22 protein-coding genes are annotated in these 25,083 nt (G+C 69.5%); 6 read left to right on the forward strand and 16 right to left on the reverse strand.

All coding sequences use genetic code 11. The annotated features are described in order from the left end of the window. Positions 1-3: 3 nt before the first annotated feature. Genes ACIRCZ_RS04660 through ACIRCZ_RS04670 form a run of 3 tightly spaced genes read right to left on the reverse strand, consistent with a single transcriptional unit; the run spans position 4 to position 2,020 of the window. A complete protein-coding gene (locus ACIRCZ_RS04660) occupies positions 4-768 on the reverse strand; it encodes an ABC transporter permease (RefSeq protein ID WP_402850135.1) in 765 nt (254 codons plus the stop codon). After that, positions 768-1,700 (reverse strand): ATP-binding cassette domain-containing protein, encoded by a 933-nt coding sequence (locus ACIRCZ_RS04665; protein WP_402850138.1) that lies wholly within the window; start codon positions 1,698-1,700, stop codon positions 768-770. Before ACIRCZ_RS04665 ends, ACIRCZ_RS04660 begins: the two co-directional genes overlap by 1 nt. Next, complete coding sequence (locus tag ACIRCZ_RS04670; RefSeq protein WP_402850141.1) at positions 1,697-2,020, reverse strand: PLD nuclease N-terminal domain-containing protein; 324 nt, start codon at positions 2,018-2,020, stop codon at positions 1,697-1,699. Before ACIRCZ_RS04670 ends, ACIRCZ_RS04665 begins: the two co-directional genes overlap by 4 nt. Before the next feature lie 90 nt (positions 2,021-2,110). Between ACIRCZ_RS04670 and ACIRCZ_RS04675 the strand changes: the two genes are divergently transcribed. Both ACIRCZ_RS04675 and ACIRCZ_RS04680 read left to right on the forward strand, forming a co-directional pair. After that, positions 2,111-2,686 carry a helix-turn-helix domain-containing protein gene (locus ACIRCZ_RS04675; protein WP_402850144.1) on the forward strand — a complete coding sequence of 192 codons (576 nt, stop codon included), beginning with the start codon at positions 2,111-2,113 and terminating at the stop codon, positions 2,684-2,686. Positions 2,687-2,774: 88 nt separating this feature from the next. Beyond that, on the forward strand, positions 2,775-3,707 hold the full coding sequence (locus ACIRCZ_RS04680) for a hypothetical protein (protein ID WP_402850147.1): 933 nt from the start codon (positions 2,775-2,777) through the stop codon (positions 3,705-3,707). Positions 3,708-3,788: 81 nt separating this feature from the next. Here the strand turns inward: ACIRCZ_RS04680 and ACIRCZ_RS04685 are convergent, their stop codons facing one another. Next, positions 3,789-4,262, reverse strand: coding sequence for a VOC family protein (locus ACIRCZ_RS04685; protein WP_402850150.1), 474 nt, complete (start codon positions 4,260-4,262; stop codon positions 3,789-3,791). Between the two features lie 57 nt (positions 4,263-4,319). Between ACIRCZ_RS04685 and ACIRCZ_RS04690 the strand changes: the two genes are divergently transcribed. Next, the gene (locus ACIRCZ_RS04690) at positions 4,320-5,111 is read left to right on the forward strand and encodes an SGNH/GDSL hydrolase family protein (protein WP_402850153.1); all 792 of its coding nucleotides are present in this window, start codon (positions 4,320-4,322) and stop codon (positions 5,109-5,111) included. 64 nt (positions 5,112-5,175) lie between these two features. Here the strand turns inward: ACIRCZ_RS04690 and ACIRCZ_RS04695 are convergent, their stop codons facing one another. Next, positions 5,176-7,605, reverse strand: coding sequence for a phosphoketolase (locus tag ACIRCZ_RS04695; protein ID WP_402850156.1), 2,430 nt, complete (start codon positions 7,603-7,605; stop codon positions 5,176-5,178). A 55-nt stretch (positions 7,606-7,660) separates the two neighbouring features. Between ACIRCZ_RS04695 and ACIRCZ_RS04700 the strand changes: the two genes are divergently transcribed. The 3 genes from ACIRCZ_RS04700 to ACIRCZ_RS04710 are packed head-to-tail and all read left to right on the forward strand — an operon-like array spanning position 7,661 to position 10,003. Beyond that, positions 7,661-8,509 (forward strand): alpha/beta fold hydrolase, encoded by an 849-nt coding sequence (locus ACIRCZ_RS04700; RefSeq protein ID WP_402850159.1) that lies wholly within the window; start codon positions 7,661-7,663, stop codon positions 8,507-8,509. 10 nt (positions 8,510-8,519) lie between these two features. Beyond that, positions 8,520-9,101 (forward strand): GNAT family N-acetyltransferase, encoded by a 582-nt coding sequence (locus ACIRCZ_RS04705; RefSeq protein WP_402850162.1) that lies wholly within the window; start codon positions 8,520-8,522, stop codon positions 9,099-9,101. A gap of 17 nt (positions 9,102-9,118) precedes the next feature. Beyond that, the gene (locus ACIRCZ_RS04710) at positions 9,119-10,003 is read left to right on the forward strand and encodes an EamA family transporter (RefSeq protein WP_402850165.1); all 885 of its coding nucleotides are present in this window, start codon (positions 9,119-9,121) and stop codon (positions 10,001-10,003) included. A 19-nt stretch (positions 10,004-10,022) separates the two neighbouring features. Here the strand turns inward: ACIRCZ_RS04710 and ACIRCZ_RS04715 are convergent, their stop codons facing one another. From ACIRCZ_RS04715 to ACIRCZ_RS04765, 11 genes are all read right to left on the reverse strand, one after another. Then, the gene (locus ACIRCZ_RS04715; protein WP_402850167.1) at positions 10,023-10,916 is read right to left on the reverse strand and encodes an ABC transporter permease; all 894 of its coding nucleotides are present in this window, start codon (positions 10,914-10,916) and stop codon (positions 10,023-10,025) included. Continuing rightward, positions 10,903-11,847 (reverse strand): ABC transporter ATP-binding protein, encoded by a 945-nt coding sequence (locus ACIRCZ_RS04720; protein ID WP_402850170.1) that lies wholly within the window; start codon positions 11,845-11,847, stop codon positions 10,903-10,905. The genes ACIRCZ_RS04715 and ACIRCZ_RS04720 overlap by 14 nt, the downstream gene beginning before the upstream one ends. Further along, entirely contained in the window at positions 11,844-13,001 is a 1,158-nt protein-coding gene (locus ACIRCZ_RS04725) for an outer membrane lipoprotein carrier protein LolA (RefSeq protein ID WP_402850173.1), read from the reverse strand. The genes ACIRCZ_RS04720 and ACIRCZ_RS04725 overlap by 4 nt, the downstream gene beginning before the upstream one ends. A 160-nt stretch (positions 13,002-13,161) precedes the next feature. Continuing rightward, positions 13,162-14,577 (reverse strand): pyruvate kinase, encoded by a 1,416-nt coding sequence (gene pyk / locus ACIRCZ_RS04730; RefSeq protein ID WP_055894092.1) that lies wholly within the window; start codon positions 14,575-14,577, stop codon positions 13,162-13,164. A gap of 85 nt (positions 14,578-14,662) precedes the next feature. Then, positions 14,663-16,120, reverse strand: a complete 1,458-nt coding sequence (locus ACIRCZ_RS04735; RefSeq protein WP_402850176.1) for a glutamate synthase subunit beta — start codon at positions 16,118-16,120, stop codon at positions 14,663-14,665. Further along, positions 16,113-20,690: a glutamate synthase large subunit gene (gltB, locus tag ACIRCZ_RS04740; protein WP_402850179.1), complete on the reverse strand. Its 4,578-nt coding sequence runs from the start codon at positions 20,688-20,690 to the stop codon at positions 16,113-16,115. The genes ACIRCZ_RS04735 and gltB overlap by 8 nt, the downstream gene beginning before the upstream one ends. Positions 20,691-20,836: 146 nt before the next feature. Further along, positions 20,837-21,826, reverse strand: a complete 990-nt coding sequence (gene lgt / locus ACIRCZ_RS04745; RefSeq protein WP_055894099.1) for a prolipoprotein diacylglyceryl transferase — start codon at positions 21,824-21,826, stop codon at positions 20,837-20,839. A 100-nt stretch (positions 21,827-21,926) separates the two neighbouring features. Beyond that, positions 21,927-22,733, reverse strand: coding sequence for a tryptophan synthase subunit alpha (gene trpA / locus ACIRCZ_RS04750; RefSeq protein WP_402850182.1), 807 nt, complete (start codon positions 22,731-22,733; stop codon positions 21,927-21,929). Continuing rightward, positions 22,730-23,941, reverse strand: coding sequence for a tryptophan synthase subunit beta (gene trpB / locus ACIRCZ_RS04755; protein WP_055894103.1), 1,212 nt, complete (start codon positions 23,939-23,941; stop codon positions 22,730-22,732). Before trpB ends, trpA begins: the two co-directional genes overlap by 4 nt. Beyond that, positions 23,941-24,711 carry an indole-3-glycerol phosphate synthase TrpC gene (gene trpC / locus ACIRCZ_RS04760; protein ID WP_402850186.1) on the reverse strand — a complete coding sequence of 257 codons (771 nt, stop codon included), beginning with the start codon at positions 24,709-24,711 and terminating at the stop codon, positions 23,941-23,943. The genes trpB and trpC overlap by 1 nt, the downstream gene beginning before the upstream one ends. Before the next feature lie 3 nt (positions 24,712-24,714). Further along, a complete protein-coding gene (locus ACIRCZ_RS04765; protein ID WP_055894106.1) occupies positions 24,715-24,945 on the reverse strand; it encodes a DUF6704 family protein in 231 nt (76 codons plus the stop codon). Between the last annotated feature and the right edge of the window lie 138 nt (positions 24,946-25,083).

The raw sequence follows: 25,083 nt of genomic DNA on the forward strand, positions 1-25,083 counted from the left end.
GGCTCAGAGCTCCTGCCTCCTGAACACCGCGGCCGCTGCCGCCACCGCCGCCGCGGCCACCGCGAGCGACACCAGCACCGGCCACAGCACCTGGTCGGTCGCCGTCCCCGCCGCCAGGGTGGATGCGCGGCCGAGCAGGCCGCCCGGCGACCAGTCGGCCACCGGCCGCCACACCGCAGCGACCGAGATCACGACGAACAGTCCGAGCCCCAGCCCTGCCGCGCCGGCGGCCGACGGGATGAGCACGGAGAACAGGGTCATCAGCCCCAGGTAGAACACCGCGAGGACGAGCCAGACCAGAGCGGACGACCAGAGCGGGCCACCAGGGGCGTCGCCGAACACGAGCGCCGTCACGCCCCAGGTCACCAGCGTTCCCGCCGCCAGCAGCAGCGTCAGGTACAGGATGTTCACGACCGCCTTCACCACGACGAATGCGACCCGCGACACCGGTTTCGTCAGCACCAGCACCGCCGTTCCGCTGCGCCGCTCGCCGGAGACGATGCCGCCGTAGATGATGATCAGCGCGAAGATGCCGATCTGGCCGAGGTTCTTGATCCACTGCGCGTACGCGTCGCCGGCCGTCGGCGTCGGCAGACGGAGGGAGGAGAACTGGTCGCCCGCTACCGCCGACAGCAGCTCTGGCGTGTACTTCGCGATGAGCGGCCCCGTCACGGCGAACAGCAACAGGATCGCCGGCAGCACGAACACCCGCCAGGTACGCAGGATCTCGAACGTCTCTTTGCGCGCGAACACCAGGGCGGAGCGCATCAGATCGCCTCCCCGACCAGCTCGACGAAGACGTCCTCGAGGGTGAGCTCGCCCGCCTCCAGCCGGATCAGCCCCGCGTTGCGGGAGGCGACCAGCGATGGCAGCTCGTGCTGCGCGGCGGCCGCATCCGACACCAGCACGTCGATGACACCCTGGCCGTCGCGCGAGACCGTGGTCGCCCACGACCGTTCCGCGATGAGCGTCGCCAGCGCATCCGCGTCCGCCGTCTCTGTGACCTCGAGCAGGATGCGGTGACCGCCGTGCCGCGACCGGAGGTCCTGCATCGACGATTGCGTCAGCACGCGCCCGCGGTTCAGGATCGCGACGGTGTCGCAGACCCGCTCGACATCGCTCAGGATGTGCGAGGAGAAGAAGATCGTCGCGCGCCCGCGGAGCGCATCCAGCATGTCGAGCACATCCTTGCGGCCGATCGGGTCGAGGGCGCTGGTCGGCTCGTCCAGCAGGAGCAGGCGCGGGGCGTTGATGAGGGCCTGCGCGATCCCGAGCCGCTGCTTCATCCCCCGCGAGTACCCGCCGATCCTGGTGGTCACTCCCCCGAGCCCTGCCGTGTCCAGCAGCATCGCGGTGCGCTGCCTCAGGATGCGATGGTCCAGCCCGAACAGACCGCCGACGAACTCCATGAACTCGGGCGCCGTCATCCAGTCGTAGAACGCAGGCACGTCCGGCAGGAATCCGAGCTGCCCACGCACGGCGTTGCCCGCGCTGGCGATGTCCTGGCCGAGCACGCGCACGGTGCCGCTGGTCGGCTTCGCCAAGCCGGTGATGATGCGCAGCGCCGTGGTCTTCCCCGCACCGTTGGGGCCGAGGAAGCCGAAGACGGAACCATCATCGACGCTGAGGTCCACCGCGTCGAGCGCGTGCCTGCCGCCGAAGGTCTTGGTCAGGGCGACGGTTTCCAGGGCCGTGCTCATGCGCCCTCCCGATCGCGTTCTCCGTAGAGCGCGTCTGCGACCTCCGCCATCGTCACGCGCCCAGGTGGTGCAGCGGCCGGCTCCTCCGCTGGCACGCTGCGGAGCCGCCCGACGGCGAAGTACAGGATGGGGCCGATCAGGTTCACCAGCACGATGATGGCGACCCACACCCACTTGTTGCCGAACGCCACGCGCTCCTTCGGCCGACGCACCAGCGAGACAAGTGCGACGACGTCCAGAACCGCTTCGGCGAGCAGCACCGCGCCCAGGATCACGAGGACAGCGGGCGGCAGGGTGGCGAGGTCCACGTTCGGCTTCATCTGCATCCCCTCGTCGCATTGTTCTCGTTGCATTGTTCTCGTCGATGAGAACATTATCACGCGCGAGAATGCGCGCCATAGACTACGGGGATGAACAGCTCGGAACTCCTCCTGCATCCGGTGCGCCTCCGCATCGTGCAGGCGTTCCTCGGCGACCGCGCACTCACCACCGCACAGCTCGCCGACGAGCTCTCCGATGTGCCGACCGCCTCCCTCTACCGCCACGTCTCGCTGCTGACCACGGCGGGGGTGCTCGACGTGGTCGCAGAACGGCGGGTGCGCGGCGGCGTCGAGCGCACCCTCGCGCTGCGGGTGGATGCGGCGCGCGTCAGCCCCGCCGAGCTCGCCACGCTGACCGTCGAGCAGCACGCGGCCATGTTCCGCGCGTTCGTCGCCGCTCTGCTCAACACGTTCGATCAGTACCTCGCCGCCGGCTCCCCCGACCTCGTGGCCGACGGAGCCGGATACAGCATGAACGGCCTCTGGCTCACCGACGCCGAGTTCGCCCAGCTGGCCCAGGACCTCGGCACGGTCTACGAGACGAGGGCGGCGAACGGCCCGGGCGACGGCCGTACCCTCCGGATGTTCGGGAGCGTCGTCATCCCCGGTGCTCCATCGGCCCAGTCAGCATCCACCGGATCAGATGTACCCCGGACTGAGGGTTAACGTCCCCCGGTCGGCCTGCGACAATGGACGTGCTGCACACCCGAAATGGCAGCGCAATCGTCATTCGGCGACGCTGAAAGGGGTGTGTGTGCGTTTCTCAGGTGCCAGGTCGGTCATCGCCGGTGCAGGGTTCGCGATTCTCGCCGTCGCCGTGCTGACCCCGACCGCCGCGAACGCGGTCTCCAACGTGTCAGAGGGGTCGTCGCCGTCCGCGATCACGAGCGTGTGGGCGTGGGGCAACCCCATCGACCCCGCGACGGATGCGCGCGGCCTCGGCCAGCAGCAGTTCCAGCCGGATGCGCTGGCCGCCTTCGCCGGAGAGCACCACCTGACCAGCGTCTACCTCTCCGTGCCCTGGGCGCCGCAGGAGGGCGCGTTCGCGACCTGGCTGCCGCAGGCGGTCGACGCGCTGCACGCGGCGGGGGTCACCACGGTCTCCGCTCTCGGCGGCGACCCGGAGTGGGCGAAGCAGCCGCAGCTCGCAGCGCAGTGGACGCACGACGCCCTCGCCACCGCCGACTTCGATGCGATCCAGTTCGATGTCGAGCCGTGGGCGTCCGGCGGAGGCGAGCCGGACCTCGGCGTCATCGTCCCGCAGCTGAACGCGATGTTCGATGCGGCGTCCTCCGTCGCGGACGGCACGCCGATCGGCGCCGACCTGCCATGGTGGCTCGCGGCGAAAACCTACGGGAGCTCGACGGCGTTCGACAGCCTGCTCGGCCACGTCGACACGGTGGCGATCGTCGCCTTCTCCGACCACGCGGCCGGCGACGACGGGATCGTCGCGCTGGCGCAGCCGGCCGCCGTCGCCGCTGCGGCGCACTCGGTGCCGTTCACGATCGGCGTCGAAACAGACACCCCCGCTGCCGCCGGAGGCCCGCAGTACACGTTCGGCGACGACACGGCCGTCGCCCTGGAGACGCAGACGGCGCTCGTGCGGCAGCAGCTCTCGGCCACCGCCGGGTATCGCGGCGTCACCGCGGAGCACCTGCTCGCCTGGCAGACGCTGATCGCACGCTGACCCGGCGCCGGAGAAGGTGACCCAACGCCCGAGCTGCTGACCAAGCGCCGGAGCAGCCGACCAAGCGCCGGACCCACGGAGTCAGCCGTCGGCGGCGGCACGCAGCGCCGCGATGTCCAGCTTGCCCATGCTCAGCATCGCCTGGATGGCGCGGTTGGCGCGCTCAGGGTCTGGGTCGCCGATCAGCGCATCCAGAGCCGAGGGCACGATCTGCCAGCTCAGCCCCCACCTGTCCTTGAGCCATCCGCACTGGCCGGGCTCGCCGCCGTCGCCGGTGAGCGCATCCCACAGCCGGTCGACCTCGGCCTGGTCGTCGACGGACACCGAGAACGAGAACGCCTCGGTGAACGGGAACATCGGCCCTCCGTTGAGCGCCATCACCTCGACGCCGTCGAGCTCGAACCGCACCCGGGACACCCCGGCCGCCTGCCCTGGCGCGTCCGGTGCGAACCGGCTCACCTCCAGCATCCTGGAGTTCGGGATGACGGAGACGTAGAACTCCGCCGCCTGCTCTGCCTGATCGTTGAACCAGAGGAAAGGGGTGACCCGTGACATGCGCGCTCCTTGTGTCGGCTGGCGCCCATGCTACGCGCAGGCGGGTAACGTAGCGATGTGTTCACGAGCTACATCGCCATCGGCGACAGTTTCACAGAGGGCGTCGGAGACGAGCTTCCGGACGGCCGCACCCGCGGCTGGGCGGACTTCGTCGCGCTCGGCCTCGCGCAGGCCGCCGCCGCGAACGGCGACGCCGGCAGCGTCCGTTACGCCAACCTCGCCATCCGCGGCCGCAAGCTCGGCCCGCTGATCGCCGAACAGCTCCCCCCTGCCGTCGACCAGCGGCCGGAGCTGATCAGCTTGAACGGCGGAGGCAACGACATCATGCGCCCGCGGGTGTCGATCGAGGCCGTCGCGCAGCAGCTGGTGGATGCGGCGCGCACGGTCACCGACGCCGGCATCCACCTCCTCCTGCTGAGCGGAGCCAACCCGTCGCTGCACCTGCCGATGGGCTCGCTGATGCGCCGCAGAGGCAACGAGCTGGACGCCGCCGTTCGCGTTCATCTCCCCCTCGACGACGTCACCTACGTCGACAACTGGGCGGACGAGCGCCTCTGGGACATCCGCTACTGGTCGCAGGACCGCCTGCACCTCAACCCGCTCGGCCACGCGCGCGTCGCCAGCAACGTGCTGACCGCGTTCGGCGTTCCGGTGCCGGCCGAGTGGGGCGTCGAGGAGGTCGCCGCCGGTCCGGCCAGCGCCACCTCGCGGCGCACCGCTGACTACTACCGCCGCTACGTGCTGCCGTGGGTCGGCAGACGGCTCACCGGGCGTTCCTCCGGCGATGGCCGCACGGCCAAGATCGCCGAGCTCACCGTGGTCGACCCGACGGCCATGCCGCCGCTCTAGTCGTTCGGAGCGGCAGCGCTTCGGAGCGGCGGCGCATCGAAGAGGCGGCGCATCGGCGCCCGCGTCAGTCGTTGTCACCGCCCGTGGTGTCGAATCTCGTGGTCTTCGTGCCGCCGGCCCAGGCCCACTCCGCGACCTCGGGGATGTCTTCTCCGTGCTCGCGGGTGTACTCGCGTGCGGCGATCCGCGCATCCTGCATCTCCTGCCGCAGCGCGCCGTTCTTCGCCGCCAGCCCTGGGACCCGGTCGAGCACGTCGATCACCAGGTGGTAGCGGTCCAGATCGTTCAGCATCACCATGTCGAAGGGCGTCGTGGTGGTGCCCTCCTCCTTGTAGCCGCGCACGTGCAGGTTGTCGTGGCCGGCCCTCCGGTAGGTCAGGCGGTGGATCAGCCACGGGTAGCCGTGGTAGGCGAAGATCACCGGCTTGTCCGTGGTGAACAGGGCGTCGTACTCGCGGTCGTTCAGCCCGTGCGGGTGCTCCCCCTCGCTCTGCAGCCGCATCAGGTCGACCACGTTGACAACGCGCACCTTCAGCGACGGGATGCGGTCCCGCAGGATCGAGGCAGCGGCCAGCACCTCCAGGGTCGGGATGTCGCCCGCGCAGCCGAGGACCACGTCCGGTTCGTCCCCCGCCTCCTCGGTTCCAGCCCAGTCGAAGATGCCGATGCCGCGCGTGCAGTGCGCGATGGCCTCCTCCATGGTCAGCCAGTTCGGAGCAGGCTGCTTCCCTGCCACCACCACGTTCACGTAGTCGACGGAGCGCAAGCAGTGGTCGTACGTCGACAGCAGCGTGTTCGCGTCGAACGGCAGGTACACCCGCACCACGTCGGCCTTCTTGTTGACGACGTGGTCGATGAAGCCGGGGTCCTGGTGCGACGCTCCGTTGTGGTCCTGTCGCCAGACGTGCGAGCTGAGCAGGTAGTTCAGCGAGGCCACCGGCCGCCGCCAGGCGATCTGCCTGGAGGACTTCAACCACTTGGCGTGCTGGTTGAACATCGAGTCCACGATGTGGATGAACGCCTCGTACGAGTTGATGACACCGTGCCGACCGGTGAGCAGATAGCCCTCCAGCCAGCCCTGGCACTGGTGCTCGCTCAGCATCTCCATCACACGGCCGGAGCGCACGAGGTGGTTGTCGGAGTCGATCGGCCAGTACTCGGCGTTCCACTGCTTCCCGGTCACGTCGTAGACCGCCTGCAACCGGTTGGATGCGGTCTCGTCCGGCCCGAACAGGCGGAAGTCGCGGGGATTGGCCGCCATCACATCCCGGAACCACTCGCCGAGCACCTTCGTGGCCTCGGCGACGGTCTCGCCGGGCGACGGAACATCCACCGCGTATTCGCGGAAGTCGGGCAGCCGCAGGTCGCGGCGCAGCAGGCCGCCGTTGGCGACAGGGTTGGCGCTCATCCTCCTGTCGCCCTGCGGCGCGAGCGCTGTCACCAGCTCCACGGGAGCCCCCGACTCGTCGAACAGCTCCTCCGGCCGGTACGACGCCATCCAGCTCTCCAGCAGGCGCGTGTGCGCCTCCGTGTCCCTGGCGTCCGCGAGCGGCACCTGGTGCGAGCGCCAGTTGTTCTCGGCGGGGTGGCCGTCGATCTCCTTCGGGCAGGTCCAGCCCTTCGGGGTGCGGAGGATGAGCATCGGCCAGGCCGGACGCTCGGTCAGCTCGCCGACGGCCGCCGCCTTCTTGATCCCGGCGATCTGATCGAGGATCGTGTCGAGCGTCTCCGCCATCCGCTCGTGAACCAGGCGCGGGTCCTCTCCGTCGAACCCGCCGGAGACGAGGTACGGGGTGTATCCGTAGCCGCGCATGAGCTCGAACAGCTCGCTCTCCGGGATGCGCGCGAGCACAGTCGGGTTGGCGATCTTGTACCCGTTGAGGTGCAGGATCGGCAGCACGACGCCGTCGTGCACGGGGTCGAGGAACTTGTTCGAGTGCCAGGCCGTTGCAAGCGGCCCTGTCTCAGCCTCGCCGTCGCCGACCACGGCGGCGACCAGGAGGTCAGGGTTGTCGAAGGCGGCCCCGTAGGCGTGCGAGAGCGCGTAGCCGAGCTCCCCGCCCTCGTGGATCGACCCAGGCGTCTCCGGGGCGGCGTGGCTCGGGATGCCGCCGGGGAAGGAGAACTGCCTGAACAGCCTGCGCAGCCCGTCGACGCTCTGGTCGATGGCGCTGTACGTCTCGCTGTAGGTCCCGTCGAGGTACGCGCTGGCGACGACGCCCGGGCCGCCGTGGCCGGGGCCTGCGACGAAGATCGTGTCCAGGTCGCGCTCCTGGATCACCCGGTTGAGGTGCGCGTAGATGAAGTTCAGGCCTGGCGTCGTTCCCCAGTGGCCGAGAAGCCGCGGTTTGATGTGGTCGCGCGAGAGCGGCTCCCGCAGCAGCGGGTTGTCCAGCAGGTAGATCTGCCCGACCGAGAGGTAGTTGGCGGCTCGCCACCACGCATCCAATCGGTCGAGAGTCTCGGGAGTGAGCGTGGCGGTCGATGATGTCACAGGATTCCTTCCCCTCGTTCGGCATCCTACGTTGGCTCCGCTCCGAACAACAGGCATGGAAACCACCACCGTCGCCACCGCGATCGGCGCCGTCACCGTGCGGCGCACCCCGCGGGAGTCGCACACCGCCACGATCCTGCTGCACGGCGCTGCCGGCTCCTGGACCACCTGGCGGGCGGCCATCGCGGCGGCGGAGTCCGGTGGATCGGTCGCCGACCTCGTCGTGCCCGACCTGCCTGGCTGGGGCGACTCCCCCGTCGCCGACCTCACCAGGCTCGACGCCGGCAGCATCGCGGATGCGGTCGCCGAGGTCGCCCGCGCGCTCGGCTACACCAGGTGGCGCCTGGTCGGGCACTCGCTCGGCGGTTTCATCGCCCTGGAACTCGCCGTGCGCGAGCCGGTGGCGACGGAGTCCGTCGTGCTGGTCTCCGCCACGACCTTCGGCGGACGCGGCGACCGGCTCGGTCCGCTGGGGCGGCTGCTGCACTACGCGCCGCTGATGCTCCTGACGACCGGGATCAGGATGCTCACGGCACTCGGCCCCCTCGCCGCCCGTTTCGTGCGCGCCATCGACCGCGCCGGACTGCTCACCGTGCTCGCTGCCCCGCTGTTCACGGTGGTCGACCGGCAGGCGGTGCACGAGCTCGCACACGACCTCCGGCCTGGCGCGTTCCTGCGGGCGATGCAGTGCGCGGCCACGTACCCTGCTGCAGAGCGCTGGGGGCGCATCCACTGCCCGGTGTTCGCGCTGCACGGGGACAGGGACGTCTTCGTCGCGCGCGACGACGATGCCAGGCTGGCGGCGATCATCCCGGATTTCCGCGCCGTCGTCGTGCCGGCGACAGGGCACTTCGGCCACGTCGAGCACCCGACGATCCTCGCCGGGGCGCTGCACGCGCGATAACCTGGCGGGCATGGCAGAGCAGACCATCAGCGTCGAGTCGGTCGGCACGGAAACGTGGGACGAGCTACGCACGGTGTTCGGGGAGCGCGGGGACGCCTCCGGATGCTGGTGCCAGTGGTTCAAGGTGACGGGGGCGCAGTTCCACGAGCTGTCGCGGGAGCGCAAGGCCGAGCTGCTGCACACGAGCGTCGAGGCCGGGTCTCCCGGGGTGATCGCGCGGCTCGGCGGCGAGCCGGTCGGCTGGGCGGCAGTCGAGCCGTTCAGCGCGTACCCGGCGCTGCGGCGCTCGCCGATCACCAAGCGGCAGCCCGGTGACCCCGAGGACCCGTGGGCGGTCACCTGCTTCGTGGTGCGCATCGACCATCGCAATCGCGGCATCGCCCGCGCGCTGCTCGCGGGTGCCGTCGACCATGCCGCCGAACGCGGCGCCGAGGTCGTGGAGGGGTACCCGGTCGACCCGGGTGTTCGCCCGTCGCTCAGCGCGGCCGAGCGCTACCACGGCACCGTCTCCCTCTTCGCCTCTCGCGGCTTCGAGGTGGTGCGACGGCCATCGGCCACGCGAGCCGTCATGCGACTTCATGCGGGCTCCTGACCCCATAAGCTCGTCTGGTGAGCTCGAAACGCGACCGCCTGATCGGCGCAGGAACCCAGGTCGCCACCGAGGTCAGCATCAACTTCGGCTCGTCGGTCGCCGGGCTGCTCATCCCGATCGTCGGATCGGTGGTCGTCGTGGCGGTGCGACAGATCATCACCGCCATCGCCGTGCTGCCGTTCTACCGGCCGAAGCGCGCTGAACTCACCTGGCGCAGGCTCTGGCCGGCCATCGCGCTCGGCGTCGTGCTGGCGACGATGAACCTCAGTTTCTACGAGGCGGTCGGCCGGCTCGGGCTCGGCATCGCGGCGACCATCGAGTTCCTCGGCCCGTTCGCTCTCGCCCTCGCAGGCTCCCGCAGGGTCGTGGATGTGATCTGCGCCCTGTTCGCCGCCGGCGGCGTCGTGCTGCTCACCGGCACAGAGGGCGCCATCGACCCGATCGGCGTGTTGCTCGCGCTCGCGGCGGCGGCGAGCTGGGCGGCGTACATCCTGCTCACGCGCCGGGTCGCCACCCGCCTGCCAGGGCTCGAAGGACTGAGCGTCGCGAGCGTCGTCGCCACGATCATCCTGCTCCCGATCGCGCTCGTCGTCGTCGACTACAGCCGTCTGAACTGGCCGGTGATCGGGATGCTCGTCGCCGCCGGCGTGCTGTCGTCCGCCATCCCGTACAGCCTCGACACGTTCATCCTGCGCAGGATCACCCCGCGGCTGTACGCGATCGTCACGAGCCTCGGGCCGGCGATCGCGACCCTGTTCGGCGTGCTGGTGCTGCACGAGCGGTTCAGCGGCGTTCAGCTTCTCGGCATCGCGGTGGTGTGCGTCGCCGCGGGCGTCACGATCGCCACGCAGCGCGACCAGCAGAAGTCCGACCTGGAGTCGACCGCCGAGGCGATCCCCTAGCCGGGCCGGCCGACCGTGCTCAGGACAGGATGTCCTTCGTGGTGAAGCGTCCGATCGCCAGCGCCCCGAACACCGCCACGTAGCCGAGCTGCAGCAGCGCGTTGCTGCCGAACGAGTCCCACGACACCGGGTCGCGCAGGAAGTCGGCGAACCCGAACCAGTAGTGGCTGAACAGCCAGGGGTGCAGGCCGTCCAACTGCGGGAGCTGGTCGAGCACCTGCGAGACCACCGAGAGCACGATCGTCGCCGCCATCGCGCCGACAGGCACGTCGGTGAGCGTCGAGAAGAACAGGCCGATCGCGCACAGCCCGAGCAGCGAGACGACGACGTACGCGCCGATCAGCAGCAGCCGCAGGAACGCGTCCCACGCTCCCACCTGGCTGCCGGAGAGCAGCGTCACCGGTCCGACGGGGAACAGGATCGCGCCGATCGCCGACCCAGCGGCGATCACCACGGCCGTGCCCGCGATGCAGAACGCGGCGGAGCCTGCGTACTTGACCGCCAGCAGCCGCAGCCGCCCCGCTGGAGCGATCACCAGGTAGCGCAGCGTGCCGTGGCTCGCCTCGCCCGCGATGGTGTCCCCGGCCACCACCCCGACGGTCAGCGGCAGGAACAGCGGCACGCACACCACGAGCGCCGTGAAACCGACGAACAGCCCGTTGGCTGTGATCTGGTCGAGGAACGCCGGACCGCGCCCGGCGCGTGACCCTCCGGTGATGCGCACGGCGACGGCGATCAGGATGGGGATGGCCGCCAGCGCTGCAAGCATCGCCCAGGTGCGCGAGCGGCGGAACAAGACGGCCAGCTCCGACCAGAGCAGCGACCACCCGGCCGATGGGTGCGGCAGGTTCGCCGTCGGCACGGGATGCGCCGTCGCGGCCACCCCGTCCGCCTCCGTCTCACTGCTCGACATCGAAGCCCTCCCCGGTGAGCTCCACGAACCGCTCCTCCAGCGTCGACCCGTGCACCCCGAAGCCGCGCACGCGGACACCTGCGGCGACGAGGGCCGCCACGATGGCCTCCGCAGCCGGCGCAGGTTCGGGGAGGGGCGCATCCAGCACCCCGTCCGTCGCTGTCGCAGGGGCGATGCCGAGGTGGGTGAGGACGGTCGCCGCCTCCCGCGCATCCGGTGTCTCGACGCGGACCCTCGGCCCTGTCGCTCCGCGCAGCGCGTCGAGCGAGCCCTGCGCTACGAGCCGCCCCGTCCGCATGATGGCGGCGTGCGTGCAGACCTGCTCGATCTCCGCCAGCAGGTGGCTGGACACGAACACCGTCCTGCCCTCGTCGGCCAGCGAACGGACCAGAGAGCGCACCTCCCGCGTGCCCTGCGGGTCGAGGCCGTTCGTCGGTTCGTCGAGCACGAGCAGGTCACGGTCGGTAAGCAGAGCGCCCGCGATCCCGAGACGCTGCTTCATGCCGAGCGAGTACGCGCGCACGTTCTTGCCTGCCGCGTGGGTGAGGCCCACCCGCTCCAGCGCGACAGCGACCCGCTCGCGCCGAGTCGCGGACGGCGCGTAGCGGTCGGCGGAGTCGCGGCGGACGAGGTTCGCGAAGCCGGACAGGTACGGTGCGAACGCCGGGCCCTCGACGAGCGCACCGACGCGCGGGAGCACGGTGGCTCCCCGGTCGGGCATCGGCTGCCCGAACAGGCGGATCTCCCCCGCCGACGCGGAGACGAGCCCCAGGAGCATCCGGATGGTCGTGGTCTTCCCAGACCCGTTCGGCCCGAGGAAGCCGAACACCGACCCGCGCGGCACGCTCAGGTCGATGCCGTCGACCACGGCACGGGAGCCGAAGCGTTTGGTGAGGCCGCTCGTCGTGATGGCGGCGGCTGCATCCGTCACCGAGCGGCGGCCTGCAGGGCGGACACCGGGACGGCTCCGGCGAAGACGCGCCCGTCGTCGGTCACCAGCACCGACACCAGCGAGGTGCTGAAGGCGCGGCCGCCGTCGACGGCCGTGGTGAGCTGCCCGAACAGCGAAGAGGAGGTGAGATCGGCCGGCACGGAGCCGGCAGGCACACTCACGATGGCGTCCCAGCCGCTGCCGGTGACGGTCGGCTTCTGGTGCGTCCCAGCCTGTGCCTTCTTCTCGCCGAGCCCGGACGGCGACTGCTCGGTGACCGTCGCGCCCTTCGGCGGGGTGAACGCGAACACGCTCGCGGACGGCGTCGCCGTGCTGAACTCGCTGAAACCGACCTCGAAGGCCGGAGTGCTCTGGCCGCGCGCATCCACCTGCACCCGCAGCGGAATGCCCGTGGTGCCGTCGACGGCGATCGACACGGACCCGACGAGGGTCGCGTCGGTCTTCGGAGTGAGGACCAGGTCGTATGCGTCGCGTCCCGCGACCTTCACCGGGTCGCCGAGTGTGACCGAGGTGCTGGGGTCGACAGCGGTCAGGAACCGCTGCGCGAGCTGGGATGGCGTGGTGGCGGCGCCGGTGGTCGCATCCGGGTCCTGCTGCTTGTTGTCCGGGGTCTTCACGTTGTCCGGGGTCTTCACGTTGTCCGGGGTCTTCACGTTGTCCGGGGTCTTTACGTTGTCCGGGGACGTCACGGCCGACCGGTCCGGCAGCGTCACGTGCGTGACCTTCGTACCGGTCGAGGTGTAGAGCCAGACGTCGGAGCCGTTGCGGATCACGTCGCGCTCGGCGAGCTGGTCGAGCACCTGCAGGCGCTGCTTGGACGGCCCGTCGACGTAGACCTTCGCCGTGTGGTCGCCGGTCAGCAGTTCGATGACGCTCGCGGCGTCGCCTGAGCCCGAACCGGACCCGGCGCCTGGTCCCGTCGACGGGATCGACGGCAGTCCGAGGTCGGAACTCTGCTCGACCGTGCCGGAGAACGCCTTCACGTCGCTCGCCGCGACGAGCCGCAGCACGTCGTCCGGCGTCTTCGACGGAAGGTCTGCCGCGCCGGCCGCGAGCGGCGCGACGATCACGCCCGCCGCGATCGCGACGGGCACAACGGCAGCGGGGAGCCAGCGAACCCAACGGCGTTTCATGACTTCGAGACTACGCCTGTGGCGGGGCCGCGAACCCTCCTGGATGCTGCGAACTCCGTGGGAACCGCCCGCCGCATCCCGGCGACAACGAACGGCGACAGGAGCGGAGACGACGAACGGCCCCCGCACAGAGCGGGGGCCGTTCGCACATCCGGCCGTCTTAGAGGACGTCTCCGACCCTGTGGACGCGGATGTCGTTGGTGGTTCCGGGGATTCCGGGAGGGGAACCGGAGATGATGATGACCTTGTCACCGTTCTCCGCGCGCCCGGTCGACTTGAGCGCCTCGTCCACCTGGGCGACCATCTGGTCGGTGTGGGTGACCCGCGAGACGACGAACGACTCGACGCCCCAGTTGAGAGACATGCGACGGCGCACGGACTCCTCCGGCGTGAACGCCAGGATCGGGATCTTGTTGCGCAGACGCGACATGCGACGAGCGGACTCGCCGGACTCGGTGAAGACGCAGAGGTACTTCGCCTCGACGAAGTCGGCGACCTCCACGGCGGCGAGGGTGATCGCGCCGCTCTGGGTGCGCGGGCGGGTGCCGAGCGGCTGGATGCGGTCGAGACCGTGCTCCTCCGTCGACTCCACGATGCGCGCCATGGTCTGAACGGTGATGACCGGGTACTCGCCGACGCTGGTCTCGCCGCTGAGCATGACCGCGTCAGCGCCGTCGAGGACGGCGTTGGCGACGTCGGAGGTCTCCGCGCGGGTCGGGACGGGGCTGGAGATCATCGACTCGAGCATCTGGGTCGCGACGATGACCGGCTTCGCCGCGCGGCGGGCGAGCTCGACGGCGCGCTTCTGCACGATCGGCACGGCCTCGAGCGGGAGCTCGACGCCCAGGTCGCCACGGGCGACCATGATCGCGTCGAACGCCTCGATGATGCTCTCGAGGTTGTCGACGGCCTGCGGCTTCTCGATCTTGGCGACGACGGGGAGCTTGCGTCCCTCTTCCGCCATGATCTCGTGCACGCGATCGATGTCGGCGGCGTTGCGCACGAACGACAGCGCGATGAGGTCTGCGCCGAGCTTGAGGCCCCAGCGGAGGTCAGCCTCGTCCTTCTCGGACAGCGCAGGCACGTTGACGGCGACGCCGGGCAGGTTGATGCCCTTGTTGTTGGACACCGGGCCCGCCACGATGACCTTGGTGGTCACGACGGTGCCGTCGGTCTCGAGCACCTGGACGCGGACCTTGCCGTCGTCGATCAGGAGGAAGTCGCCCGGCTTGACGTCCTGGGGAAGCCCCTTGAACGTGGTCGAGGAGATCTCCTTGGTGCCGATGATGTCCTCGGTGGTGATCTTGAAGATGTCGCCTTCGGCGAGGTCGTATGGACCTGCCTCGAACTTGCCGAGGCGGATCTTCGGGCCCTGCAGGTCGACCAGCACGGCGACCGGCTTGCCTGCGTCGTCCGCTGCCTTGCGCACGTTGGCGTAAACGCCCTCGTGGACGTCGTAGCTTCCGTGGCTCAGGTTCATCCTGGCCACGTCAACACCCGCGTCGATGATCGCGCGGATGTTGTCATAGCTCGATGTCGCAGGCCCGAGGGTCGCGACGATTTTCGCCCTTCTCATACTTTTACTTGCTCCGTGATTCTGCGCCCCTGACGGCGCTCGATTCGGTGATGACGCCCGCGGGGTGCCGGGGTGTCCGTTCAGCTCAGACGAGGATTCCCCTGTCGGTGGGTCGGACGGGGGACGGCAGATGCGTCTCCCCTTCAAGATACCGGTCAACGGCGGCTGCCGCTGCACGGCCTTCCGCGATCGCCCACACGATGAGCGACTGGCCGCGGCCGGCATCGCCCGCCACGAACACGCCCGGCTGGCTGGTCTGGTAGTCGCTGTCGCGCGCCACGTTGCCGCGGTCGTCGAACGGCAGCGCGAGCTGCGCATCCAGGTCGGCCTGCTCAGGGCCGGTGAAGCCGAGGGCGAGGAGGACCAGGTCGGCCGGGATCTCGCGCTCGGTGCCCGCCTTGGGCACGCGGCGTCCATCGAGGTACTCGGTCTCTGCGACGCGGATGGCGCGGACCTCTCCGTACTCGTTGGAGAGGAACTCGACGGTGGATGCGAGGAACTCGCGCTTGCCGCCCTCCTCGTGCGCCGAGGAGACCTCGAACAGCGTCGGCGTCATCGGCCACGGCTGGTGGCTCGGACGCTCCGACGGCGGCTGCGTTCCGATGGCGAGGTTGGTCACGCTGGCTGCGCCCTGGCGGTGCGCCGTTCCGATGCAGTCGGCTCCGGTGTCTCCACCGCCGAGGACGACGACGTGCTTGCCCTCCGCCGAGATCTGGTCGGCGACCTGGTCGCCCGCGCCCGTCTTGTTCTGCTGGACGAGGTACTCCATCGCGAAGTGCACGCCGCTCAGGTCGCGCCCGGGGATGGGGAGGTCGCGAGGGACCATCGCCCCCGTCGCCACCACGACGGAGTCGTACCGGGCGCGGAGGTCGTCCCAGGTGATGTCGACGCCGATGTTGACGCCGGCGCGGAACCGGGTGCCCTCCGCCATCATCTGGTTGAGACGCGCCTCGAGGTGCTTCTTCTCCATCTTGAAGTCCGGGATGCCGTAGCGCAGCAGGCCGCCGATGCGGTCGTCGCGCTCGTAGACGGCAACGGTGTGACCGGCGCGGGTGAGCTGCTGGGCAGCGGCGAGACCGGCAGGGCCGGAGCCGACCACGGCGACCGTCTTTCCGGTGAGCCGCTCCGGCGGGTGCGGCTGCACCCAGCCGTTCTGCCAGGCCTGGTCGATGATCGACACCTCGACCTGCTTGATCGTGACCGCCGGCTGGTTGATGCCGAGCACGCACGACGACTCGCAGGGCGCAGGGCACAGGCGGCCGGTGAACTCCGGGAAGTTGTTCGTGGCGTGCAGGCGCTCGATGGCCTGACGGCCCTCGCCGCGGTACATCAGGTCGTTCCACTCCGGGATGAGGTTCCCGAGCGGGCAGCCCTGGTGGCAGAACGGCACTCCGCAGTCCATGCAGCGGCCCGCCTGCCTGCGGAGCTGGGCGGAGTCGCCTGCTTCGTAGACCTCTTTCCAGTCCATCAGTCGCACCGAGACGGGCCGGCGCTTGGGGAGCTCGCGCTCCGTAACCTTCAGGAAGCCCTTGGGGTCAGCCACCTGTCACCTCCAGAATCCTGTTCCACACGATGTCGCCGTCCGGGTCGAGTCCCTCGTCGACGGCGTCTTGACGCATCTGCAGCACGGCGGCGTAGTCACGCGGCAGTACCTTGACGAACTTCGCGACCGTGTCGTCGAAGTTCTCGAGCAGCCGGGCTGCCAGGGCGGACTCCGTCTCAGCGACGTGCCGTTCCAGGAGGTCGCGGACGATCTCCACGTCGGCGCTGCCGAGCGGAAGCAGCTCCAGCTCGCCGCTCGCGAGCGAGTCGCGGTTGACGAGGTCCTTCTGCAGCTCGTACACGTACGCTGTGCCTCCGGACATCCCCGCCCCGAGGTTTCGGCCCGTGCTGCCGAGGATGACGGCGAGCCCGCCTGTCATGTACTCCAGCGCGTGGTCGCCGACACCCTCGACGACCGCTGTGGCCCCCGAGTTGCGGACCAGGAAGCGCTCACCGACGATGCCGCGGATGAACATGCTGCCCTGGGTCGCGCCGTAGCCGATCACGTTGCCGGCGATCACGTTCTCCTCCGCGGGGAACACGCTGCCGCGCGGCGGGCGCACGACGATCTGGCCGCCGGAGAGACCCTTGCCGACGTAGTCGTTCGAGTCGCCCTCGAGCCGCAGCGTGATGCCGCTCGGCAGGAACGCGCCGAGCGACTGCCCTGCCGATCCCGTGAGCGTGATCTCGATGGAGCCGGTCGGCAGGCCGTTCTCGCCGTGCCGCACTGTGACCTCGTGGCCGAGCATCGTGCCGACCGCGCGCTCCGTGTTCCGGATGGGCAGGTTCAGCTCGATGTGACCGCCGCGGGCGAGCACGTCTGCGCTCTCCGCGATCAGGTGGTTGTCGAAGTGCTTGTCGAGCTCGTGGTCCTGCGCCTTCGCGTTCTTGCGCGGGGCGTCTGCGGGGAACTCCGGGCCGGTGAGGATCGGGGAGAGGTCGAGCCCCGACGCCTTCCAGTGGTCGATCGCACCGTCGACGCCGAGCAGCTCATTGTGGCCGATCGCCTCGTCGAGCGTGCGAAAACCGAGCTCGGCGAGGTACTCGCGCACCTCCTGCGCGATGAACTCGAAGAAGTTCACCACGAACTCCGGCTTGCCGGAGAACCGGGAGCGCAGCTCGGGGTTCTGCGTCGCGACGCCGACCGGGCAGGTGTCCAGGTGGCAGACGCGCATCATGATGCAGCCGGAGACGACGAGCGGCGCCGTGGCGAAACCGAACTCCTCCGCTCCGAGCAGGGCGCCGACGATGACGTCGCGGCCGGTCTTGAGCTGGCCGTCGACCTGGACGACGACGCGGTCGCGCATCCCGTTCAGCATCAGGGTCTGCTGGGTCTCGGCGAGGCCGAGCTCCCACGGAGTACCTGCGTGCTTGAGCGAGTTGACCGGGGATGCCCCCGTTCCTCCGTCGTGGCCGGAGACCAGGACGACGTCGGCGAGAGCCTTGGCCACGCCCGCCGCGACCGCGCCGATGCCGGACTCGGAGACGAGCTTCACGTGGACACGCGCATCCGGGTTGGCGCGCTTCAGGTCGAAGATGAGCTGCTTGAGGTCTTCGATCGAGTAGATGTCGTGGTGCGGCGGCGGAGAGATGAGGCCGACGCCCGCTGTCGCGTGCCTGGTGCGGGCCACCCACGGGTAGACCTTGGTCGGCGGGAGCTGACCGCCCTCGCCGGGCTTCGCGCCCTGCGCAAGCTTGATCTGGATGTCGTCGGCGTGCGTCAGGTACATGCTCGTCACGCCGAACCGGCCGGAGGCGACCTGCTTGATCGCACTGCGGCGCTCAGGGTCGAGCAGACGGTCGAGGTCTTCTCCCCCCTCACCGGTGTTCGACTTGCCGCCGAGACGGTTCATCGCGATGGCGAGGGTCTCGTGGGCTTCCCTGGAGATCGAGCCGTAGCTCATCGCCCCTGTCGAGAACCGCTTGACGATCGACTCGACGGACTCGACCTCGTCCAGTGGCACGGCGGGGCGGACGCCGGTGCGGAGGGTGAACATCCCGCGCAGCGTCATCAGGCTCTCCGCCTGGTCGTCGACCAGCTTCGTGTACTCGCGGAACACGTCGTACCGCCTGGTGCGGGTGGAGTGCTGCAGCCGGAACACCGTCTCCGGGTTGAACAGGTGCGGGGCGCCGTCGCGACGCCACTGGTACTCGCCGCCGGTCGCCAGGCGCTCATGCGCGACAATCGCGCTCTCCGCCGGGTACGCGCTCTCGTGCCTGGACAGGTTCTCGGCCGCGATGACCTCGATGCCAACGCCGCCGAGCTTGCTGGTGGTGCCGGTGAAGTAGTGGTCGACGAACTCCTGGCTGAGGCCGACAGCCTCGAACGCCTGAGCGCCCGCGTATGACGAGACGGTGGAGATGCCCATCTTCGACATGATCTTGAGCACGCCCTTGCCGAGCGCCTTGATCACGTTCTTGACGGCCTTCTCCGGCGTGATGCCGGTGATGGCGCCGCTGCGGACGAGCTCCTCGCAGGTCTCCATCGCCAGGTACGGGTTGATCGCGGACGCGCCGTAGCCGATCAGGAGCGCGATGTGGTGCACCTCGCGCACGTCGCCCGCCTCGACGATCAAGCCGACCTTCATGCGGTTCTCCGCACGGATCAGGTGGTGGTGGACCGCGGCGAGCATCAGCAGCGACGGGATGGGCGCGAGGTCTTTCGTGGAATCGCGGTCGCTCAGCACGATGAACTGGGCGCCGGCCACGATGGCCTCGTCCACCTCGTCGCACATCTCGGCAAGCCGGAGCGCGAGCGCGTCCGTCCCCGCGTCGAACCGGTAGAGGCCCTTGACCGTCGTGGTGAGGCGGCTGCCTGGACGCGGGTCGATGTGCTGGATCTTCGCGAGCTCGTCGTTGTCGATCACCGGGAAGTCGAGCACGACCTGCTTGGCGTGTTCCGGCCCGGCGGAGAGCAGGTTGCGCTCCGGACCGAGGCCGAGCTTCAGGGAGGTGACGACCTCCTCGCGGATCGAGTCGAGCGGCGGGTTGGTCACCTGCGCGAACTGCTGCGTGAAGTAGTCGAACAGCAGCCGAGGGCGGTCGGAGAGCACGGCGACGGGCGTGTCGGAGCCCATTGCGCCGAGCGGCTCGGCGCCGGTGGTGGCCATCGGCTTGAGCAGGATGCGCACCTCCTCCTCCGTGTAGCCGAAGGTGCGCTGGCGGCGCGTGATCGACGCGGGGGTGTGCACGATGTGCTCACGCTCCGGAAGGTCTTTGAGGTTGATGCGGCCCTCGTCCAGCCACTCGCCGTACGGCGCGCCCGCCGCAAGGTCGGCCTTGATCTCGTCGTCCTCGATCAGGCGGCCGGCGACGGTGTCGACCAGGAACATCTTGCCTGGACGCAGGCGGCCCTTGCGCACGACGCGGCTCGGCTCGATGTCGAGCACGCCGATCTCGCTGGCGAGCACCACGAGGCCGTCGTTGGTCACCACGTACCGGCCAGGGCGGAGTCCGTTGCGGTCGAGCGTCGCGCCGACGAGAGAGCCGTCGGTGAAGACGATCGCGGCCGGGCCGTCCCACGGCTCCATCAGCATCGAGTTGTACTCGTAGAAGTCGCGACGGGACTTCTCGATCTCCGTCTGGTTCTCCCACGCCTCCGGCACCATCATCATGACGGCGTGCGGCAGCGACCTGCCGGACAGCGACAGCAGCTCCACGACCTCGTCGAACGAGGCGGAGTCGCTCGCGCCCGGCGTGACGATCGGCAGCACGGGAGACAGGTCGCCAAGCAGCTCGCTCTCCAGCTGGGACTGGCGCGCGCGCATCCAGTTGCGGTTGCCCTGGACGGTGTTGATCTCGCCGTTGTGCGCGATCATCCGGAACGGCTGGGCGAGCGGCCAGGACGGGAAGGTGTTCGTCGAGTACCGCGAGTGGACGAGCGCCAGCTTGGAGGCGAAGCGCTGGTCGGAGAGATCGGGGTAGAACGGCTCCAGCTGGAGCGTCGTGACCATGCCCTTGTAGACGAGGGTGCGACTGGACAGCGAGGAGAAGTAGATGTCGAGCTCGCGCTCCGCGCGCTTGCGGAGGAAGAAAGTCTGCCGATCGAGGAGGATGCCGCCGACCTGCTCGCCGTCGTCGCCCGTGCGCGTGCTGGACACGTAGAGCTGCTCGATGAACGGCATGGCGCCGCGCGCCAGCGTTCCGATCTCGTCCGCTGCGACCGGCACCTCGCGCCAGCCGAGGACGGTGAGCTCCTGCTCAGCAGCGATCGCCTCGATCGCGGCCTTCGCCGCTGCCCGCTCCCCTTCCTCCGTGGAGAGGAACACGTTGCCGACCGCGTAGCGGCCGGCCGCCGGCAGCTCGAAACCGGCGACGGCGCGCAGGAACGCGTCAGGCACCTGCGTGATGATGCCTGCGCCGTCGCCCGTGCCGGCGTCGGAGCCGACAGCACCGCGGTGCTCCAGGTTGCGCAGCGCGTCGAGCGCCGCGTCGATGATGTCGTGGCCGGCCGTTCCGCGGAGCGTCGCGACCATCGCGAGCCCGCAGGCGTCCTTCTCATGAGCGGGGTCGTAAAGACCCTGCTTCACGGGGGTGGTGCTGAAACGGGAGCGGGAGGGCATAAGCGCCATCAACGACCGTCCTCACATATTCGGTGGTGCGGGGGGACGCCATCGGCCCTGGACTGAGGGGAAGGGGGTTCCGCCGCTCACGAGAGGCTTGGTGCTGCTCTGGGAGACGGTGAGGTGAGGTGCTCGGGGATGACCTCGAGAGGGGATTACGCGCCGAGTGAGCTTGTGGCCTTGGCTGCGTCCTTCTCGGTGGGCTCCTCGGCGTCATCGCCGGAAACCTCGTCATCCGAGTAGGTGTCGTCAGAGTCTACCTCAGCATCCGGCCTGACCCATTCACGACCAGGGCGGTACACGCTCGGCTCGAGTCCAGGGTGGCGACGGGACTGCACGATGAACAGGACGACACCGAGCACGACGGCCGCGAACGCCGCCCACACGTTGGTCGGGATGCCCAGGAAGCTGAACTCGCTCGGGTCGATGCGGATCGACTCGAGGTAGGAACGGCCCAGGCCGTACCAGATCAGGTAGACCGCGAAGGCCTTGCCCCAGCGCAGCTGGAACTTGCGCTCGAGCAGGATGATCACGACGATGCCGATGACGTTCCAGATGATCTCGTAGAGGAACAGCGGCTGGAACAGCGTGCCGTCCGGCAGGCCGACGGGGATGGCCTTGTTGCCGGAGTCGATCTGCAGGCCCCACGGCAGGTTGGTCGGCAGGCCGAACAGCTCCTGGTTGAAGTAGTTGCCGAGACGACCGAGCGCCTGGGCGAGCAGCAGGGCGGGAGCGAGGGCGTCGGCGAACGACCAGAACCGGATGCCGGACCAGCGGCAGCCGATATACGCACCGACGGCTCCGCCGATCAGCGCGCCGAAGATGGCGTTTCCGCCCTCCCAGATGTAGAGCGTCTTGAGGAGGTCCGCTCCCGGGTAGAAGTAGTCCGCCGGGTGGGTCACCACGTGGTAGACGCGGGCTCCGATGATGCCGAGCGGCACCGCCCAGAGGATGATGTCGAGCACGACGCCCGGCTCTCCCCCGCGCTTCGAGAGTCGCCTGGAGGTCCACATGGCGGCGACGACGATACCGATCAGGATGCAGATCGCGTACGTCTGGATGCGCCAGTGCAGCCCGAAGATGTCGATCGGGATCTGCTGCCATTCCGGCCCAGGGCTGGGGATGCTCGCGTACCAGCTGCTCATCGTCGCAAACACCCGATGACTCACCTTTCGTGTTGATCAGACCGCGCGAAGACCACGCGCGGCCACCATAGTCTAATTCGGTTTGGAGAGGCTGCCGCGCCTAGGCGGCGGTGCCTGCGGAGAGGGAAGCGGCGAGACGGCCGACACCCTCGACGCCGTCGTCGGCCAGCGCCTTCACGAGCGCCGATCCGACGATCGCGCCGTCCGCGTATCCGAGCACCTCCGCGACCTGCGCCGCGGTGGAGATGCCGATGCCGACGCACGTGCTCGTCGCCCCGGCGTCACGCAGCCTGGCGACCAGTGAGCGGGCGGCGGAGTCGACGTCCGAACGTGCCCCGGTGATGCCCATGGTCGAGACGGCGTAGACGAAGCCGCGGCTCGCATCCACTGCCTGCCGCAGGCGCTCGTCCGTGGAGGACGGAGCGGCGAGGAACACGCGGTCGAGACCGGTGCGCTCCGACGCCGCGAGCCAGGATGCGCCCTCGTCGGGGATGAGGTCGGGCGTGATGAGGCCGGCTCCCCCTGCGGCGAGCAGGTCGTCGGCGAAGCGGTCGACGCCGTACTGCAGCACGGGGTTCCAGTAGGTCATCACCAGGATGGGGATGTCCACCTGGGCGGTGATCTCGCGCACGGCGGTGAAGCCGTCGCGCAGGCGGAAGCCGTTGGAGAGCGCCTGCTGGGTGGCAGCCTGGATGACCGTGCCGTCCATGACGGGATCGGAGTACGGCAGCCCGAGCTCGATCACGTCGACGCCGTTCTGCGCGAGCGCGACGGCGGCCTCGATGCTGGTCTTCAGGTCGGGGAACCCGGCAGGCAGGTAGCCGACCAGGGCGCCGGACGCCTCGGCCTTTCGCTGGGCGATGACGCTCTCGACGCGACTCTCCGCGCCCTTCACGGCGCCGCTCACGACTGCACCGCGTCGTGGTCGATCAGGTCGAAGTACCGTCCGGCGGTCTCCATGTCCTTGTCTCCGCGACCGCTGAGGTTGACCAGGATCGTGGCGTCCTTCCCGAGCTCCTGACCGAGCTTCAGAGCACCGGCCAGAGCGTGTGAGGATTCGATGGCGGGGATGATGCCCTCCGTGCGGCTGAGGAGGCGCAGCGCGTCCATCGCCTCGGCGTCCGAGATGGGCAGGTACTCCGCCCGGCCGATGGATGCGAGCCACGCGTGCTCCGGGCCGACGCCAGGGTAGTCGAGCCCGGCGGAGATCGAGTGCGACTCGATGGTCTGGCCGTCCTCGTCCTGAAGCAGCATGCTGCGGGCGCCGTGCAGGACGCCGGGGCGTCCCTTGGTGATGGTGGCGGCGTGGCGCGGGGTCTCCGCTCCTTCGCCTCCCGCCTCGTAGCCGATCAGGCGCACGTCTTCGTCGTCGAGGAAGGCGTGGAAGATGCCCATGGCGTTCGAGCCGCCTCCGACGCAGGCGACCACGGCATCCGGGAGCGAGCCGGTGAGGTCGATGACCTGCTGGCGCGCTTCCTCGCCGATGATCTTCTGGAGGTCGCGGACCATCGCGGGGAACGGGTGCGGTCCTGCGACCGTGCCGAAGATGTAGTTGGTGTTCTCGACGTTGGTGACCCAGTCGCGCATGGCGTCGTTGATCGCGTCCTTGAGGGTGCGCGATCCGGTCTTGACGGCGACGACCTCGGCACCCAGCAGGCGCATCCTGGCGACGTTGAGCGCCTGGCGCTCTGTGTCGACCTCGCCCATGTAAATGGTGCACTCGAGGCCGAACAGGGCTGCGGCGGTCGCGGTGGCGACGCCGTGCTGGCCTGCGCCGGTCTCGGCGATCACGCGCGTCTTGCCGATGCGCTTGGTGAGGATCGCCTGGCCGAGCACGTTGTTGATCTTGTGCGAGCCCGTGTGGTTGAGGTCCTCGCGCTTGAGGATGATGCGGGCACCGCCTGCGTGCGCCGCGAAGCGCGGCACCTCGGTGATGATCGACGGACGCCCGGTGTACGTGCGGTTCAGCTCGTCCAGCTCCGCGTGGTACGCGGGGTCGGCCTTCGCCTCCTCCCACGCAGCGGACAGCTCGTCGAGGGCTGCGACGAGCGACTCGGGGACGAAGCGTCCCCCGAAGTCGCCGAAGTACGGACCGGTCTCGGAACGCAGGGACATCAGGCCACCAGGAATTCTTCGAGCGTCGCGACGGGGTCGCTCGTGACGAGTGCCTCGCCGACGAGGACGACGTCCGCCCCTGCCGCCCGATAGTGCGCGACGTCGTCTGCCGACTTCACGGCGGACTCCGCGACGCGGATGACACCGGACGGGATGCTGTCGGCCAGGCGGCCGAACAGGTCTCTGTCCAGTTCGAATGTGGAGAGGTTGCGGGCGTTCACGCCGACGAGCCCGGCGCCCGTGTCGAGCGCGCGGCTCAGCTCGTCCGCGGTGTGCGCCTCGACGAGCGACGTCATGCCGAGCGACGTGATGAGCTCGTGCAGCTGGACGAGCTTGCGCTGGTCGAGGGCGGCGACGATGAGGAGCACGAGGTCGGCTCCCGCCGCGCGTGCCTCGAACACCTGGTACGGGTCGGAGACGAACTCCTTGCGCAGCACAGGGAGCGACACGGCGTCGCGAACGGCCTCCAGATCGGCGAGCGACCCGCGGAACCTGCGCTCCTCGGTGAGGACGCTGATCGCGCTCGCTCCGCCGGTCTCGTACGAGACCGCGAGGGCGGCCGGGTCGGCGATCTCGGCGAGCGACCCGCGGGACGGGCTCGCGCGCTTCACCTCCGCGATGATCTTGACGCGCTCGGCAGGGGCGAGGTGGCTCAGGGCATCCAGGGCGGGAGCGCGATCGGCTGCGGCGGCCTCGACCACCGCGAGCGGGCGCTCTGCCCGGCGCCGCTCAGCGTCTTCGCGGGCGCCGGCGACGAGGTCGTCGAGCACGCGTCAGTGGCCCTTCGGCTGGTACTTGGTGCCGCCGACGCCGTAACCGGCCTTCTTCATCGCCCATCCGACGATGAGCCCGATGATGGCGAGTCCCGCTGCCGCCCAGACGACGATCGGGGCGTCGAAGTAGAACGCGACGGCACCGACGGTGAAGGCGACCAGCATGATGATGACGGCCGTCCACGCCGCCGGCGAGTGACCGTGGCCTGGTTCGACTGACTCGGTGCTCATGGGACTCCTGCTTCGTGAGGTGCGCGTCGCGAGAGGCGTCGCGCACGGTGGATCGGGGGAATACGGGTTCAAGTCTAGCGAGTGGGGCGCGCTCGCTCGCCACTCCGGGCGGCGGGTCAGCGCTGCGGGGCAGAGCGG

The sequence above is a fragment of the Leifsonia sp. NPDC102414 genome (genome assembly GCF_044765685.1).
Lineage (GTDB): Bacteria > Actinomycetota > Actinomycetes > Actinomycetales > Microbacteriaceae > Leifsonia.

What these genes read in the sequence shown, in the direction of transcription:
- ACIRCZ_RS04660 (WP_402850135.1), bottom strand. Translation starts at nt 768, where the DNA reads ATGCGCTCCGCCCTGGTGTTCGCGCGCAAAGAGACGTTCGAGATCCTG.
- ACIRCZ_RS04665 (WP_402850138.1), bottom strand. Translation starts at nt 1,700, where the DNA reads ATGAGCACGGCCCTGGAAACCGTCGCCCTGACCAAGACCTTCGGCGGC.
- ACIRCZ_RS04670 (WP_402850141.1), bottom strand. Translation starts at nt 2,020, where the DNA reads ATGAAGCCGAACGTGGACCTCGCCACCCTGCCGCCCGCTGTCCTCGTG.
- ACIRCZ_RS04675 (WP_402850144.1), top strand. Translation starts at nt 2,111, where the DNA reads ATGAACAGCTCGGAACTCCTCCTGCATCCGGTGCGCCTCCGCATCGTG.
- ACIRCZ_RS04685 (WP_402850150.1), bottom strand. Translation starts at nt 4,262, where the DNA reads ATGTCACGGGTCACCCCTTTCCTCTGGTTCAACGATCAGGCAGAGCAG.
- ACIRCZ_RS04700 (WP_402850159.1), top strand. Translation starts at nt 7,661, where the DNA reads ATGGAAACCACCACCGTCGCCACCGCGATCGGCGCCGTCACCGTGCGG.
- ACIRCZ_RS04705 (WP_402850162.1), top strand. Translation starts at nt 8,520, where the DNA reads ATGGCAGAGCAGACCATCAGCGTCGAGTCGGTCGGCACGGAAACGTGG.
- ACIRCZ_RS04715 (WP_402850167.1), bottom strand. Translation starts at nt 10,916, where the DNA reads ATGTCGAGCAGTGAGACGGAGGCGGACGGGGTGGCCGCGACGGCGCAT.
- ACIRCZ_RS04725 (WP_402850173.1), bottom strand. Translation starts at nt 13,001, where the DNA reads ATGAAACGCCGTTGGGTTCGCTGGCTCCCCGCTGCCGTTGTGCCCGTC.
- pyk (WP_055894092.1), bottom strand. Translation starts at nt 14,577, where the DNA reads ATGAGAAGGGCGAAAATCGTCGCGACCCTCGGGCCTGCGACATCGAGC.
- gltB (WP_402850179.1), bottom strand. Translation starts at nt 20,690, where the DNA reads ATGGCGCTTATGCCCTCCCGCTCCCGTTTCAGCACCACCCCCGTGAAG.
- lgt (WP_055894099.1), bottom strand. Translation starts at nt 21,826, where the DNA reads ATGAGCAGCTGGTACGCGAGCATCCCCAGCCCTGGGCCGGAATGGCAG.
- trpB (WP_055894103.1), bottom strand. Translation starts at nt 23,941, where the DNA reads ATGTCCCTGCGTTCCGAGACCGGTCCGTACTTCGGCGACTTCGGGGGA.
- ACIRCZ_RS04765 (WP_055894106.1), bottom strand. Translation starts at nt 24,945, where the DNA reads ATGAGCACCGAGTCAGTCGAACCAGGCCACGGTCACTCGCCGGCGGCG.